Genomic DNA, 15500 nt, shown 5'->3' on the forward strand with positions numbered 1-15500 from the left:
CACGCGAGGTGTATCACTAGCGAAACCGCGATGTCATCCTTGCGCTGTTTGCGACGGCGCTTGCCGCTTTGCGCCAGGACCGCAATGCCTGCGCGACGACGGCAAGGCAGCTTTCGGGTGGCTGCATCCATGCACATCTGCGACCAGGCATCCATCCGCCGCGAGCCCGGCACAAAGGAAGGATGCAAAGACATGTTCACCCTTACAAACAAGGTCGCGATCGTCACCGGCGCAAGTTCCGGCATCGGCCGCGCGACCGCGAAGCTGTTTGCAGAGCAAGGCGCAAGCCTGGTCGTCGCCGCTCGGCGTCAGGCCGAGCTCGACGTGCTCGTCGGCGAGATCGAGGACGTCGGCGGTACGGCGGCCGCGCTTGCAGGCGATGTCAGGGACGAAGCTTACGCAAAGGCCTTGGTGGAAGTCGCTGTGGCCCGCTTCGGCGGCCTCGACATCGCCTTCAACAATGCCGGCGCCGTCGGCGTGATGGGACCGGTGCCCGACATGACCCCAGCCGTGTGGCATGAGACGATGGACACCAATCTGACCAGCGCTTATCTCGCCGCCAAGTACCAGATTCCGGCCATGCTGGAGCGCGGCGGCGGCTCGCTGATCTTCACCTCGAGCTTCGTCGGCTACACCGCCGGCATGCCAGGCATGGCGGCCTATGCCGCGGCAAAGGCCGGCCTGATCGGGCTGACGCAGGTGCTGGCCGCCGAATACGGCCCAAGCGGTTTGCGCGTCAACGCGTTGCTGCCCGGCGGCACCGACACGCCCGGCGCGACCACGACCACGCCCGAGGCGCGCGCTTTCGTCGAAGGCATTCACGCGCTGAAGCGCATGGCGCAGCCGCAGGAGATCGCCCGCTCCGCGCTTTATCTCGCCTCGGACGCATCGAGCTTCACCACCGGCACGGCCTTGTTTGCCGATGGCGGTGTCTCGATCAACCGGACGTGATCCGGCCGGCAGGCTGGAAACACGTCCATCCGCTGAAATGTGGCGGCGCGGCCTTGCATTTCGGCGCGAATTGACGATTTCGTTTCCCGTCGAGAATGGACGGGGAACGATGCTGCTGATCAGAACCTATGTTGCCCAGAGCGCCATCGAAGGCGTCGGCGTGTTCGCCGCCGAGCCGATCCGCAAGGGTGCTTCGATCTGGCGGCTCGACCCGGATTTCGACCGGCTGATCCCGATGGATAAATACGAGGCCGCGCCGCCGCATCTGCGCGAGTTGCTCGACCGCTACGCCTATCCGAGCCCCGACAAGCCCGGCTTCATGGTCTATGAGGTGGACAATGGCCGCTTCATGAACCACTCCGAGCGGCCGAATACCGATTTCTCGCAGTATGGCGGCGCCACCGCCATTCGCGACATCGCCGCCGGCGAGGAAATCACCTGCGATTACGGTGAGTTTTTCGAGGACTTTGCGCGCCTCCATCTGACGACCGCGTAGGGCGAACAAACGCCTGCTCGCAGCGCTCGGGTTTTTGATCGCTGATTCCCGCAATCAGAGGTGGACATCCCAGCCTGATTCTGCTATCAGCCGCCACAATTCGCGGTGCAGCTCGCCGCGGAGGCATCCCGGCTATGGCCGATTGCCTAACGATTTCAAACCCGAAGACAGGATTGCCCGTGCAGGTACTCGTCCGCGACAACAACGTTGATCAGGCGCTTCGCGCGCTGAAGAAGAAGATGCAGCGCGAAGGTATTTTCCGCGAAATGAAGATGCGCGGTCACTACGAGAAGCCGTCCGAGAAGCGTGCCCGCGAGAAGGCGGAAGCCGTGCGCCGCGCCCGCAAGCTGGCCCGCAAGCGCGCCCAGCGCGAAGGCCTGCTGCCGATGACCCCGCGCCCGGCTCCGGCTGGTGCTGCCGGCGCATCGCGCTCGCCGCGCTCATAACGCCAATTTTTCGTCCTTTTCGAAGGATACCGAGGTGGCGCGATGCGAAATCGCCGCCACCTTTTTGTTTATAGATTCGAGCCGGTTCGGAGAGGGAACGGACTGACGGCGCTGCGGCAGTGAGGACAAAGATGAACGCTATTACCGTAGAGCGCGGAACCGCTTTTCGCGGCTTCGCCCTGACGGCGACCCTGCTTTCGGGTCTGGTGCTTGCAGCATGCCAGACGACCCCGACAGGCGAGTTCAACTCGATCGACAAGGCGCAGGGGTCGAGCGAGAACATCTCCTCGCTTTCGGCGGTCATCCAGCGCAATCCGCAGGACCCCGAAGGCTATAATGTGCGCGGCTCGGCCTATGGTCGCGGCGGCCAGTATCAGGCGGCGCTCAAGGACTTCAACCAGGCCATCCAGCTCAATCCGAACTTCTACCAGGCCTATTCGAACCGCGCGCTGATCCAGCGCTTCCTCGGCAATCAGCAAGCCGCTTTGGCCGACTACAACCGCGCGATCCAGATCAACGCCAACTACGACGCCGCCTATATCGGTCGCGGCAATCTCTACCGCAAGGCGGGCCGTACCCAGGATGCCTTCAACGACTTCCAGAAGGCGATCCAGCTCGACACCACCGATGCGCGCGCCTACCACAATCGCGGCCTGATCTATCAGAGCCAGGGCCAGCACAAATTCGCCATCGAGGATTTCTCGACCGCGATCTCGCTTGCCCCGGACGCCGCCGAGCCCTACAACGGCCGCGGCCTCTCCTACCTGGCGATGGGCGACGAGGACAACGCCTTCTCCGACTTCAACATGGCCATCAAGCTCGACGGCAAGAACGCCGAGGCCTGGGCCAACCAGGCGCTGATCTACGAGAAGCGCGGCGACAAGGCCAAGGCTTCCAAGTCCTATCGCGAAGCCATCCGCCTCGACCCCACCTATCAGCCAGCCAAGGACGGCCTGTCGCGCGTCGGCGGCAGCGCCAGCTGAGCGGAAGCTGACGCAACCAGACGGGTGCAGCGCACGGACGCACGGTCGCCGCCGGCGACCGTAGTGTTGCGCCTGGGAGACGCCTTTAGCGACGCGTTAACTGTCGGCCGCAATGCGTTAACCTTTGCCATGTTCGCGCCAAGTTTTCGACGGAACGCTCCGTGCACCTCGTTCGTTAAGGCGGGGCCAAATTTCGCGAAAGGACCTTTCCAATGATCAAATCCCTTGCCTGCGTCGCTGCCGCGCTTGCCGCCACGGTCCTTGCTTCTCCGGTAAGCGCCGGCACGCTCCGGCTCGGCACACTCGATTGCACAATCGACGGTGGCGTCGGCTACGTCATCACCTCGAACAAGGGCGTGTCCTGCGTCTTCCGTCCCTCCCACCACGGCCCGGCTGAGATTTATACCGGGATGATCTCCAAACTCGGTGTCGATGTCGGCCAGACGCATCAGGGCCAACTCGTCTGGGCGGTGCTTGCCGCCACGCGCAACCATGATGCCGGCGATCTCGCCGGGAGCTATTACGGCGTCAACGCCGAGGCTTCCGTGGTGACCGGCGGCGGCGCCAACGTCCTCGTTGGCGGCCTCGACAGCGCCTTCATGCTGGAACCGCTCAGCGTCCAGGCCCAGACGGGCCTCAACCTGGCCGTCGCGGTGGCCTCGCTGGACCTCGTCCACTCCTACAAGTGAGGCTTCGGCTTCCAAATTCGCTGCGTGCATACGGCCCGGAACATCCGTTCCGGGCCGTATGCTTTGGAAAAGCCGTATCCCTCCGAGCAACAATGGTGGCTCGCCTCGAAATCCGCGAAAAAGCTCTTGAGCTCAACTGCGCTTGAGGTTCTACAAGCCCTGCCGAACTGGATCTGGCGCCTTCATCGGAAATGGATGAGGCTGCCGCGGCTAGCAGGAGATCGATGTGACGGCAGCAGGGGGCGACAAGAAGGCTGACGACAAGGTGGCCGGCAACAGGGTCGACTGGCGGGCGCTGTGGGCGAGCGGCGATCTGGCGCGCTTCTGCTTCGTCAGCCTCGGCATCCTGCTGCATGCCACCAACGAGACGATGGTGGCGACGGTGATGCCGGCCATGGTCGGTGATCTCGCGGGCGTGCAACTGGTCGGCTGGTCGCTGGCGATCTATGAGCTCGGCGCGATCGTCGCCGGCGCCGCCGCCGGCCGCCTTGTCAGCTATGTCGCCCTGCGCTCCAACATGATGGTCGCCGCGCTGCTCTACGCGATCGGCGCGCTGATCTGCGCCGCGGCGCCTTCCATGCCCTTGTTCCTCGCCGGGCGCCTTGTCGAGGGGCTTGGCGGCGGTGCGCTTGTGTCGCTCGCCTTCGTATCAGTCGAGCGTCTCTTCGCGCGCAACATCTGGCCGCAACTCTTCGGCATCATGTCCGCGGTCTGGGGCGTCGCGGCCTTCAGCGGCCCGATGCTCGGCGCGCTCATGACCGAATTCCTGTCATGGCGCTGGGCTTTCGGCATCTTCACCTTCGGCGGCGCGGCGATGGCGCTGGCCAGCTTCATCGTGCTCGACACGCCCGAGGCAAGGAGGCCGCAGGCGGTCGGCGGCAAGGCACCACCCTTTCCCTATCCGGCGCTCGCCTGTCTCGCCCTCAGTGTCGTGCTGATCGCCGCTGCCGGTATCGACATTGCCCTGTTGCGCTCGTCACTGCTGCTCCTCCTCGGCGTGATCGGCCTGGCGCTGTTCTTCCGCATCGACGCCCTCAGGCCACAATCGCGGCTCTTTCCGTCGCCATTGTTTTCATGGCGTTCGCCGCTTGGCAGCGGCATGACCCTGGTTGCGGCATTCTCCGTGGCGACCTGCACCTTCACCATTTACGGGCCGCTGCTTCTGACCACGCTGCACGGCATTCCGATCCTGACCACCGGCTACATCATCGCCGCGGAATCGATCGCCTGGTCGATCCTATCGATCCTCATCGCCAATGCTCCGCTCGAGCGCGAGAGGCTGATCATAGTCATCGGCGCGCTGATGATTGCTTCCGGCCTTGCCGGCTTCGCCTACACGATCCCGGCAGGCTCGATCCCGCTCATTCTGCTGTGCGCCCTGCTGCAGGGCGGCGGCTTCGGGGTTTGCTGGCCATTCCTCACGCGCGTCATCGTCGCCTCGGCGCGCGACGGCGAGCAGACGATCGCCTCGGCTGCCGTGCCGACCATGCAGCGCATCGGCTATGCCGTGGGCGCAGCGCTTGCCGGCATCGTCGCCAACGCCAGCGGCTTCTCGGAAGGCCTGACCCGTGAAGCCGCCGCAGGCGTTGCCGGGTGGCTGTTCCTCGCCTTCGTGCCTCTGGCTGTCCTGGGATGCATCGCCGCGCTGAGGATCGCGCTGCCGACGCTGCGGCCTCAGCAGGCGACTGGCTAAACAACGACGGTCTGCAGACGCTCCGCGATCAGCGCGGCGAGCCGCGCCGCCACCTCGTCCTTGCCCATCTCCGGCCATTCCTCGACGCCGGTGCTGGAGACGATGCGCACCTTGTTGCGGTCGCCGCCCATCACGCCGGACGGGCCGATGCCGCTCTCATGCGAGACGTCGTTGGCGACGATGAAATCGGCGCCCTTCTTCTTGAGCTTGGCCTCGGCATTGGCGATGAGATCCTGCGTCTCGGCGGCGAAGCCGACGACAAGGCCCGGCCGCTGCGCATGATGGCCGATGCCGGCAAGGATGTCGGGATTTTCGACCATCTTGAGCGAAGGCGGCCCCTCGCCCGCCACCTTCTTGATCTTCTCGCCGGCGGCGTTTGCCGTGCGCCAGTCGGCGACGGCGGCGACGAACACGGCGGCATCCGCCGGCAGCAGGCTTTCGACCGCCTGCTTCATCTGGGCGGCCGTTTCGACATGAGTGGTCGCAACACCGGCCGGATCGGCGATGGTGACCGGACCGGAGACCAGCCGCACATCGGCGCCGAGCTTCGCAAGCGCCGCCGCGATGGCGTGGCCCTGCTTGCCGGAAGACCGGTTGGCGATATAGCGCACCGGATCGATCGGTTCATGCGTCGGCCCGGAGGTGACGATGATCCTGCGGCCGGCAAGCGGCTTCGGCCTCTCGTCGAGCATGGCCTCGATCGCGGCGGCGATCTCCAGCGGCTCGGCCATGCGGCCCTCGCCCGCTTCGTTGCTTTCGGCCATCTCGCCCTTGGCAGGCCCGACAAAGGCGATGCCGTCCTTCTGCAAGATCGCCCGGTTGCGGCGCGTGGCGGCGTGCGCCCACATCTTTGGGTTCATCGCCGGCGCCATCAGCACCTTCTTGTCGGTGGCCAGGAGCACCGTCGAGGCAAGGTCGTTGGCGTGGCCGTTGGCGAGCTTCGCCATCAGGTCGGCGGTGGCGGGCGCCACCACCAGCAGATCGGCCTCGCGCGACAGCCTGATATGGCCGACATCGTGCTCGTCCTTGCGGTCGAACAAATCCGTGAAGACATGATCGGCCGAAAGCGCGCCGACCGACAGCGTGGTCACGAATTCCTGCGCGGCCGGCGTCATGACCACCCGCACCGAGGCGCCGCGCTCGCGCAGTCTGCGGATCAGATCAAGCGATTTATAGGCCGCGATGCCGCCGCCGATGATCAGCAGGATCCGCTTGCCGGAGAGCGAACCTCGTCCTAGGAGCTTGCCGGAGGCTGCCACAACCGGGGCCGCAGTTTGGTTTGAATCCGCCAGCGCGCGCAGCGTCTTCTCGATCTGGTCGATGCGGCCGGCCCGCCCTGCCCGGCCTTCGACCGCGGCGCGTATCATGGCCCGCGCCTGTTCCTCCATCGAGCAGCCATTTTCGGCGGCGAGCAGTCGGAGCAGGTCCTTGACCTCGTCATCGAGATTCCGGATCGTGATGCTGGCCATGTGATTGCACTCGCCTCAGATTGCGCTTGCAACGATAGCAATGCAATCAATCTGCGACAAGCCAATTGGCGCTTAGAGCATGATCCCGAAAAGTGGGAACCGGTTTTCGGAGGAAGATCATGCTCCAACAAAGAGTTGGATCGTGAGGGCGCTTCAACGAAACGCCATCATGATCTAGAGCAATTTCCACGCGATGTAGATCAGCGTCAGCGCGATCACCCACAGCGCCACCCGGCCGGAGCGGGTGTGGCGCGCTTCCGCCCTACCTATGGCGTGCGCGGTGGCTTCGTCGAAGCGCAGACCGTTCTCCGCCATCAGGTCGATCTCGCGCGACAGCCGCTCGGTGCGGGCCACAAGATCCGGCGCCTGCCTTGCCAGCGACACGAGGGCTCTGCCGGCGTCACGCGCATCGGTGAGCATGCCGCGCGGGCCAAGATTGCTGGCGATCCAGTCGCTGACAACGGGCTCCGACGTCTTCCACATGTTGAAGGCCGGATCGAGCGTGCGCGCGACGCCTTCCACCACCACCATGGTCTTTTGCAAAAGCACCAGCTCGGTCCGCGTCGCCATATCAAACAGCTCGGTGACTTCGAACAGCAGCGTCAGCAACTTCGCCATCGAAATGGTCTCGGCCGACTGGCCATGGATCGGCTCGCCGATGGCGCGGATCGCCTGCGCGAAGGCCGATACATTGTGCTGGCGCGGAACATAGCCGGCCTCGAAATGCACCTCGGCGACGCGCTGATAGTCGCGCACGATGAAGCCATAGAGGATCTCGGCGAGGAAGCGTCGTTCCTTCTTGCCGAGCCGGCCGGCAATGCCGAGATCGACCGCGACGATGGTGCCGTCCGCCTCAACGAACAGGTTGCCCGGATGCATGTCGGCGTGGAAGAAGCCGTCGCGCAACGTGTGCCTGAGGAACGACTGGACCACATTGGCCGCAATCGCCTTGAGGTCGTGGCCGGCAGCGGCGAGGCCGGCCAGATCGTTCATCTTGATGCCGTCGATCCATTCCATGGTGAGAACATCGCGGCCGGTCCGCTCCCAGTCGACCGCCGGCACGCGAAAGCCGGGATCGTCCTTGGTGTTCTCGCCGAGTTCCGAAAGCGCGGCCGCCTCGAGCCTCAGATCCATCTCGATTCTGGTGGTCTGCGCCAGCGTCTCGGTCACCTCGACCGGGCGCAGGCGACGCGACGCGGGGATGTATTTCTGCTGCAGGCGGGCAGCTAGGAAATAGCTTTCGAGGTCCTGGAAGAAGCGGCGCCGCACGCCGGGCCGGATGACCTTCACCGCTACCCGCGAAGCGGCGCCCTCGCGCACGACTTCGGCGCTGTGCACCTGGGCGATCGAGGCCGCGGCCACCGGTTCGCCGAAGCTCGAATACAGGTCGTCTATCCTGCGTCCGAGCGAGGCTTCGATCGCGTGGACCGCCTCCGCCTTCGGGAAAGTATGCATCTTGTCCTGCAAGAGCGCGAGGTCGAGCGCCATGTCGTTGCCGACGACGTCGGGCCGCGTGGCCAGGAACTGGCCGAGCTTGACGTAGGAGGGTCCAAGCCGCACCACTGCCCGCGCCAGCCTGTCGCCGCGCTGGTAGCTCAACGCCCGGCGGCGGGTGAACAACCGCGCCACCTGCCAGCCGAATTTCGGCATGCCGGAGAGCTCTTCGCCCGGCAGCGCCGCGACGACGCCCTCGCGGACCAACACCCAACCGGCCCGGGCGAGCCTGAAAGCGGCGGCGACGCTGCTCATTGGCCATCCCGATTCAAGAGGGCCTGTTTCAAGGGCGGCTGCTTCAAGGGGTTCGGCCTCAAAGCTTCCAGCCGGAATGAAGGGCGGCGATGCCGCCCGAATAGTTGCGGAAGGTGACGCGGTCGAAGCCGGCGCGGGTGATCATCGCCGCGAAATTTTGCTGGTTGGGGAACTTGCGGATGGATTCCACGAGATAGGAATAGGGTTCACCGTCGCCGGTCACCGCCTTGCCGATCCTGGGGATCGCGTTGAACGACCATGCCTCATAGGCCTTGTCGAGCAGCGGCATCTCGACCTCGGAGAATTCCAGGCACAGAAACCGTCCGCCGCGCTTCAGCACGCGATAGGCCTCGGCAAGCGCGACCTCGATGCGCGGCACATTGCGGATGCCGAACGCGATCGTATAGGCGTCGAAGCTATCGTCCTCGAACGGCAACGCCTCGGCATTGGCCTCGACGAAGTCAGTGTTTGCGGCCAAGCCCTGCTTCTCGGCCCGGTCGCGGCCGACGGCCAGCATCGAGCCGTTGATGTCGAGCACCGTCGCATGGGCCTGGCGCTGGCTGGCCTCGACGATACGGAAGGCGATGTCGCCGGTGCCGCCGGCGACATCGAGCACCTTCCAGCCCGGGCGCTTCGGCGGGTTCAGCCAGGCGACCATCGCGTCCTTCCACAGCCGGTGCAACCCGGCCGACATCAGATCGTTCATCAGGTCGTATCGATTGGCCACCTTGTGGAAGACGTCGTTGACCAGGGGCTGCTTCTCCCCTGCCCCGACCTTCCTGAAACCATAGGAGGTTTCCATGCCGCCCGCGGCCGTGGTTCTCTCAACTGACATTATTTTGATCCGTCATAAAACCGGCGGGACCATAGCCGATCGATGGTGCCGACGCTATTGTCCAAGGCGCGGTTTTCGGCCGCGCTTTCAAAACCCGGCCGGAAAAGGTCTCGCATGATTTTCCGGCCAGCACCTGTGCCAGAGCAGCACACCGGACGGGATAAAAGCATGATTTTGAAGGCCGAACTGCACTGCCACATCGAAGGCGCGGCAGCGCCCGAGCTCGTCGTCGCCCAGGCCCGCAAATACGGCAAGGATCCTACGCCCTACATCCAGAACGGTTCCTTCGTCTGGCACGATTTCACCTCTTTTCTCGCCGCTTACGATTTCGCTTCCGACCTGTTCCGCAGCGAGGAGGATTATGCGCGCCTCGCCGACCATTATCTGACCAGCCTCGCCCGCGACGGCGCCATCTATTCGGAGATCTTCACCTCGCCGGATCATGCCAAAAAGGCCGGGCTGTCGCCAAAAGCCTACACGGATGCGTTAGGTGAAGGCATCGTCCGCGCGAAGGCCAAGACCGGCATCGAAGGCCGCATGATCGTCACCGGGGTGCGTCATGTCGGCGTCGAGGCGGTCGAGCAGGCGGCGCGCTTCGCGGCGCGCTGCGGCCATCCGCTGGTGACCGGTTTCGGCGTCGCCGGCGACGAGCGCATCGGCGATTTCGAGGATTATGTGCGCGCGGTCGAGATCGCGCGCGAAGCGGGCCTTGGCATCACCATCCATGCCGGCGAGCTGATGGGCTGGGAAAGTGTCAAGGCGGCGCTCGACCACATCCGCCCGTCGCGCATCGGCCATGGCGTTCGCGCCATCGAGAACCCGGACCTCGTCCGCCGCATCGCCGACCAGGGCGTGGTGCTGGAATGCTGCCCCGGCTCCAACATCGCGCTGAAGGTCTTCGACAGCTTCGCCGACCACCCCTTTCCGGCGCTGCGCGCCGCCGGCTGCAAGGTGACGCTCAACTCCGATGACCCGCCCTATTTCTGGACCTCGCTGAAGCGCGAATACGATATCGCCGCCGAGCATTTCCACATGGACGACAAGGCGCTCACCGGCGTCACCAGGACGGCCATCGAGGCGGCTTTCGTGGACAAGAAGACCAAAGCCGCCCTGCTTGCCCGCGTCAATGGCGGCGCCCGCTGACTCTCTGCTGGATTCGTCCTTCTTCTGGATTTAAGGCAAAAGCTGTGGTGGATGGCCGCCGGGCGGTTCCTTGGCCGGCGCATTGTCGCTAGGGTCGCGTCAAGCAAGCTTAAGGAGATCACGATGCAGGGCGTCACCGTCGTCGACCACCCCCTTGTCCAGCACAAGCTGACCATCATGCGCAAGAAGGAGACCTCGACGGCCGGCTTCCGGCGGCTGCTGCGCGAGATTTCACTTCTGCTCGGCTATGAGGTGACCCGCAATCTCGAGCTGACCACGACCATGATCGAGACGCCGATCGAGGAGATGGAGGCGCCGACGCTGGAAGGCAAGAAGCTGGTCTTCGCCTCGGTGCTGCGCGCCGGCAATGGCCTGCTCGAGGGCCTGCTCGACCTGGTGCCGGCCGCGCGCGTCGCCCATATCGGGCTCTACCGCGACCATGAGACGCTGGAAGCGGTCGAGTATTTCTTCAAGGCGCCGAGCGATCTTGCCGACCGTCTGGTGATCGTCGTCGATCCGATGCTGGCGACCGCGAATTCTGCGATCGCCGCGATCGATAAGCTGAAGGGACGCGGCGCCACCAACATCCGCTTCCTGTGCCTGCTCGCCGCCCCGGAAGGCATCGAACGCTTCACCAAGGCGCACCCGGATGTGCCGATCTTCACCGCCTCGATCGACCGCCAGCTGAACGACAAGGGCTATATCATGCCCGGCCTCGGCGACGCCGGCGACCGCATGTACGGGACAAAGTGAGCGCTCTTCTTAACTGGCCGTTTACGCAAGCTTGTGGTTCCAGCACGCGTTAAAGTCGTAAACACCATGCCGGGCTTAAGGATGCTGCCCTCGGGAGCAGCGGTTTCCGTTGCTCCAAAACACAGGGGGTAGAGCGGTTCAACGTTCTTTGAAACGGTGAAGCGATCCAGGGGCGTCCATGCTGCGCAAGCTTCTCATCCTCGGCATCTTTGCCGGAACTTCGGCTTCGATTCCGATCGTCTATCAGGCTAACCCGCATCTGGTGGACGGCCTCTTGAAATCGACCGTCGCCCCGCAGCCGACAGGCCCGGAGGCTCAGCCGCAGGTCAATCTCGCCTCGGTCCCGGACAAGCCGGCGACGCCGATGCCGCTCGGCCGCCAGGTGCTGGTCAACGCCGATGCACGGGGCCACTTCACGTCGCAGTTCAAGCTCAACGGCCGTCAGATCGACGGCATGATCGACACCGGCGCGACGCTGGTCGCCATCAACAGCTCGACCGCGCGCCGGATCGGCATCTCGCTCAACCCGTTGGATTTCAATCGCCAGGTGAATACAGCGAACGGGGCGATCAAGGCCGCCGTCGTGACGATCGACCGCCTGCAGGTCGGCAAGATATCCATCGACGGCGTCCAGGCGATGGTGCTCGACGACAAGGCGCTGCAGACCAACCTGATCGGCATGAGCTTCCTGCAGCGCCTGCAGAAATACCAGGTCCAGGACGGCGCGCTTCTGCTCGTCCAGTAGATGGATCAGCGCGGCAATATCCGCCTGATCACGGTCTTCTCGGCGGGCGGCTTGGAACCCCCGATCGTGTAAGCCGCACGCACGGCGGCCGCTGCCGCCTCGGCTTCCGCATCGGTGCGGGCATGGACCAGCGCCAGCGCCTCGCCTGAACGCAGCTCGGCGCCGACCGGCAACAGGCGGGTCAGGCCGACGGCATGATCGATCTTGTCGTCCGGATGCGAACGCCCGCCGCCGAGCGTCACGACGGCAAGCCCGATTTCGCGTGTGGCGATGCCTATCACGAACCCGTCCTGTTCCGCTTTCACGGCCAGCTCCACCCGCGCCGCCGGCAGGTACTTTTCCGGCTTCTCGATGAAATCGCTGGGGCCGCCAAGTGCGGAAACCATCCGCGCGAAGACGCTGGCCGCCCGGCCGCCGGCGAGCGCTTCGGTGGCGCGCCTGATACCATCCTGGTTGGACGAGACGAGCCCCGCCGACTGCAGCATCTCGGCGGCCAAAGCCAGCGTCACATCCTCCAGCCGGCGGTCGCGGTAGCGCCCGGTTAGGAAATCGACGGCGTTCTTGACCTCGACGGCATTGCCGGCGGCCGAGGCCAGCGGCTCGTTCATGCCCGTCACCAGCGCCGACGCGCTGAGGCCAGCGCCATTGGCGACCTCCACCAGGCTGTTTGCCAAGGCGGCCGCGTCGCGCGACTTTTCCATGAAGGCACCGTTACCGACCTTGACGTCGAGCACCAGCGACCCCAAGCCTGCAGCAAGCTTCTTCGACAGGATCGAAGCGGTGATCAGCGGCACCGATTCGACCGTGCCCGTCACGTCGCGGATCGCGTAGAGCCGGCGGTCGGCCGGCGCGAGATTGGCGGTCTGGCCGATGATGGCGCAGCCGGTCTCGAGCACCGTCTTGCGGAAAAGCGCCACGTCCGGCTGGCTGACATAGCCGGGAATGGCGTCCATCTTGTCCAGCGTGCCGCCGGTGTGACCGAGGCCGCGGCCGGAGATCATCGGCACATAGGCGCCGCAGGCGGCGACGATCGGCGCCAGCATCAGCGAGACATTGTCGCCGACGCCGCCGGTGGAATGCTTGTCGGTGACCGGGCCCGGCAAGTCGGACCAGTCGAGCACGTCGCCGGAATCGCGCATGGCGACCGTCAGCGCCACGGCCTCCTCGCGGCTCATGCCGTTGAGGAACACGGCCATGGCGAAAGCCCCGACCTGGCCCTCGGAGATGCTGCCGGCCGTCAGCCCGGCGATGAAGGCCGCGATCTCGTCGGCCGAGAGCCTGTGCCCATCGCGTTTGCGGCGGATGATCTCCTGCGGCAGCATCAGTCGGGCAAGCCGTCCTGAAAGACGCGTCGCAGGATCGCCGCCAGCCGCGCGCCGCCGACCGGCGCCATGTCCTTGGTTTCCTGATGCGAGAGTTCCGCGCCGGTCATGCCGGCCGCCAGATTGGTGATGACCGAGCAGGCGGCGACCTTGAGCCCGAGGAAGCGGGCGAGGATGACCTCCGGCACGGTCGACATGCCGACGGCGTTGGCGCCCATGACGCGCGCCATGCGGATTTCGGCCGGCGTCTCGAAGCAGGGTCCGGAGAACCACATATAGACGCCTTGATGCAGCGCTGTGTCCGTCGCCTTCGCAGCCTTTTCGATCGCGCCGCGCAGGCCGGAATCATAGGCCTCGGTGAGGCCGACGAAGCGGCGGTCGCTCGGCTCGCCGATCAGCGGGTTGGAGCCGGAGAAATTGATGTGGTCGGTGATCAGCATCACCGAGCCCGGTCCCATCTCAGGGTCGACGGAGCCGGCGGCATTGGTGAGGATGAGATGCGAGATGCCGATACCGGCGAGCACCTCGAGCGCCGGGCGCATCGCTGCGGCATTGCCATGCTCGTAATAATGCGCGCGGCCGGAGAGCATCAGCACCGGCGTGCCGGCGAAATGCCCGGCCACCACCTCGCCGGCATGGCCGGACACACCGCTGCGCGGGAAGCCCGGCAATTCGGCGTAGGAAATGCGCCTGGCATCCTTGACCTGGTCGACCAGCCCGCCGAGGCCCGAGCCCAGCACGAGCGCCGCCGTCGGAGCCAGCCCGTCCAGCTTCTCGACCAGATGATCCAGCGCTTCCATCATTTCAGGATATCGCCCCTGAAACCGTAGGGCAGCATGTCGTCCATGGTGACCGTCTCGGCCACGCCGGTGTTGTCGCACAGATAAAGCTTCGTCTCCGGCCGGCAAAACTCGGCCAGCCGCTGCCGGCAGCCGCCGCAAGGCGAGCATTTGGCCATGCGTTCGGCGACCACCGCGATCTCGACGATCCTGCCGCCACCACCCATAATGTAATGGCCGAGCGCGGTCGTCTCGGCACACCATCCCTCGGGATAGGACGCCACCTCGATATTGGCGCCGGTGAAGACGCGCCCGTCCTCGGTGCGCAGCGCGGCGCCCACCGGGAACTTCGAATAGGGCGCATAGGCCTTGGCCATCGCCGTCTTCGCCGCCTCGAACAGATCATGCGACATCCGGTTCTTCTCTCCCACGATCTTGTTCAAATGCCGGTCGCCCCCGGACGAAAATCCCGTCTCAGCGTTCCTTCACATAGGGCACGCCGCCGGCCCGCGGCGGGATCGCCTTGCCGATGAAGCCGGCGAGCAGGATGACGGTGAGCACATAGGGCAGCGCCTGCATGAGTTGCGCCGGCACCTTGCCGACAAGAGGAAGCGGCGAACCCTGCAAGCGGATCGAGGCCGCGTCGAGGAAGCCGAACAGAAGGCAGGCGAACATGGCGTTGACCGGCTTCCATTTGGCGAAGATCAGCGCCGCCAGCGCGATATAGCCCTTGCCCGCCGTCATATCCTTCACGAAGCCGCCATTCTGGACCATGGAAAGGTAGGCGCCGGCGACCCCGGTGAGGATGCCGGTGCAGATCAGCGCGCGGTAGCGCAGCCAGGCGACCGAGATGCCGGCGGTGTCGACGGCGGCGGGATTTTCGCCGACGGCGCGCATCCTCAGCCCAAAGCGGGTGCGAAACAGCACCCACCAGGTGAACGGCACCATGGCGAAGGCGAAATAGACCAGGATCGAATGGCCGGAGATCAACTCGGCATAGATCGGGCCGATGAGCGGCACATCCTTGACCGCATCGGCGCCGGGCCAGATGATCGCCTCGAACCGCTCGCCCGGCTGCAGCGCTGGCGTGCGCCCGCCCTGGCTGAACCAGGCCTGGCCGAGGATAATGGTCGATCCGGCGGCGATGAAATTGATCGCCACGCCGGAGACGATCTGGTTGCCGCGATGCGTGATCGAGGCGAAGCCGTGCACCAGCGCGAAGGCGACCGAGATCAGGACGGCCGTGCCGAGGCCGATCAGCGCCGAATGGAAGACGGCGGCGGCGGAAGCCCCGGCAAAGGCGCCGACCAGCATCTTGCCTTCGAGCCCGATGTCGAAGATGCCGGCCCGTTCCGAATAGAGACCCGCCAGGCAGGCGAGCAGCAACGGCACCGAAAGGCGGATCGTCGAATCGAGCACCTGGATGATTGCGTTGAAACTGTCCATC

At 65.2% G+C, this 15500-nt stretch carries 16 protein-coding genes; 9 read left to right on the forward strand and 7 right to left on the reverse strand.

What is annotated here, in order from left to right; genetic code table 11:
• Window positions 1–192 precede the first annotated feature (192 nt).
• From MJ8_RS27095 to MJ8_RS27120, 6 genes are all read left to right on the forward strand, one after another.
• A complete protein-coding gene (locus MJ8_RS27095; RefSeq protein ID WP_201411676.1) occupies window positions 193–951 on the forward strand; it encodes an SDR family oxidoreductase in 759 nt (252 codons plus the stop codon).
• A gap of 109 nt (window positions 952–1060) precedes the next feature.
• Window positions 1061–1447 carry an SET domain-containing protein gene (locus tag MJ8_RS27100; RefSeq protein WP_201411677.1) on the forward strand — a complete coding sequence of 129 codons (387 nt, stop codon included), beginning with the start codon at window positions 1061–1063 and terminating at the stop codon, window positions 1445–1447.
• Window positions 1448–1626: 179 nt separating this feature from the next.
• A complete protein-coding gene (gene rpsU, locus MJ8_RS27105; protein WP_027165252.1) occupies window positions 1627–1893 on the forward strand; it encodes a 30S ribosomal protein S21 in 267 nt (88 codons plus the stop codon).
• Window positions 1894–2024: 131 nt separating this feature from the next.
• Window positions 2025–2876, forward strand: coding sequence for a tetratricopeptide repeat protein (locus tag MJ8_RS27110; protein WP_201411678.1), 852 nt, complete (start codon window positions 2025–2027; stop codon window positions 2874–2876).
• 212 nt (window positions 2877–3088) lie between these two features.
• Window positions 3089–3565, forward strand: coding sequence for a DUF992 domain-containing protein (locus tag MJ8_RS27115; protein WP_201411679.1), 477 nt, complete (start codon window positions 3089–3091; stop codon window positions 3563–3565).
• Between the two features lie 226 nt (window positions 3566–3791).
• The gene (locus tag MJ8_RS27120) at window positions 3792–5258 is read left to right on the forward strand and encodes an MFS transporter (protein ID WP_225248056.1); all 1467 of its coding nucleotides are present in this window, start codon (window positions 3792–3794) and stop codon (window positions 5256–5258) included.
• Here the strand turns inward: MJ8_RS27120 and coaBC are convergent.
• From coaBC to ubiE, 3 genes are all read right to left on the reverse strand, one after another.
• On the reverse strand, window positions 5255–6727 hold the full coding sequence (gene coaBC, locus MJ8_RS27125) for a bifunctional phosphopantothenoylcysteine decarboxylase/phosphopantothenate--cysteine ligase CoaBC (protein ID WP_201411680.1): 1473 nt from the start codon (window positions 6725–6727) through the stop codon (window positions 5255–5257). The two genes, MJ8_RS27120 and coaBC, sit on opposite strands and share 4 nt — an antisense overlap.
• Window positions 6728–6901: 174 nt before the next feature.
• Window positions 6902–8476 (reverse strand): 2-polyprenylphenol 6-hydroxylase, encoded by a 1575-nt coding sequence (gene ubiB / locus MJ8_RS27130; protein ID WP_201411681.1) that lies wholly within the window; start codon window positions 8474–8476, stop codon window positions 6902–6904.
• A 58-nt stretch (window positions 8477–8534) separates the two neighbouring features.
• Entirely contained in the window at window positions 8535–9311 is a 777-nt protein-coding gene (gene ubiE, locus MJ8_RS27135; protein WP_201411682.1) for a bifunctional demethylmenaquinone methyltransferase/2-methoxy-6-polyprenyl-1,4-benzoquinol methylase UbiE, read from the reverse strand.
• Window positions 9312–9479: 168 nt separating this feature from the next.
• Between ubiE and MJ8_RS27140 the strand changes: the two genes are divergently transcribed.
• The 3 genes from MJ8_RS27140 (at window position 9480) to MJ8_RS27150 (ending at window position 11952) form a co-directional block, all read left to right on the forward strand.
• Entirely contained in the window at window positions 9480–10454 is a 975-nt protein-coding gene (locus MJ8_RS27140; RefSeq protein WP_201411683.1) for an adenosine deaminase, read from the forward strand.
• A 123-nt stretch (window positions 10455–10577) separates the two neighbouring features.
• Window positions 10578–11207 carry a uracil phosphoribosyltransferase gene (gene upp / locus MJ8_RS27145; protein ID WP_027165262.1) on the forward strand — a complete coding sequence of 210 codons (630 nt, stop codon included), beginning with the start codon at window positions 10578–10580 and terminating at the stop codon, window positions 11205–11207.
• Window positions 11208–11385: 178 nt separating this feature from the next.
• Window positions 11386–11952 carry a TIGR02281 family clan AA aspartic protease gene (locus tag MJ8_RS27150; protein ID WP_201411684.1) on the forward strand — a complete coding sequence of 189 codons (567 nt, stop codon included), beginning with the start codon at window positions 11386–11388 and terminating at the stop codon, window positions 11950–11952.
• Between the two features lie 5 nt (window positions 11953–11957).
• Here MJ8_RS27150 and deoA read toward each other — a convergent pair whose 3' ends face one another.
• The 4 genes from deoA to MJ8_RS27170 all read right to left on the reverse strand — a co-directional run bounded on the left by deoA (window position 11958) and on the right by MJ8_RS27170 (window position 15499).
• Window positions 11958–13274, reverse strand: a complete 1317-nt coding sequence (gene deoA / locus MJ8_RS27155) for a thymidine phosphorylase (protein WP_201411685.1) — start codon at window positions 13272–13274, stop codon at window positions 11958–11960.
• A complete protein-coding gene (locus MJ8_RS27160) occupies window positions 13274–14077 on the reverse strand; it encodes a purine-nucleoside phosphorylase (protein ID WP_201411686.1) in 804 nt (267 codons plus the stop codon). Before MJ8_RS27160 ends, deoA begins: the two co-directional genes overlap by 1 nt.
• The gene (gene cdd, locus MJ8_RS27165) at window positions 14074–14466 is read right to left on the reverse strand and encodes a cytidine deaminase (protein WP_201411687.1); all 393 of its coding nucleotides are present in this window, start codon (window positions 14464–14466) and stop codon (window positions 14074–14076) included. Before cdd ends, MJ8_RS27160 begins: the two co-directional genes overlap by 4 nt.
• A 61-nt stretch (window positions 14467–14527) precedes the next feature.
• Window positions 14528–15499, reverse strand: a complete 972-nt coding sequence (locus MJ8_RS27170; protein WP_201411688.1) for an ABC transporter permease — start codon at window positions 15497–15499, stop codon at window positions 14528–14530.
• Window position 15500: the final 1 nt, after the last annotated feature.

Source organism: Mesorhizobium sp. J8, assembly GCF_016591715.1.
Lineage (GTDB): Bacteria > Pseudomonadota > Alphaproteobacteria > Rhizobiales > Rhizobiaceae > Mesorhizobium.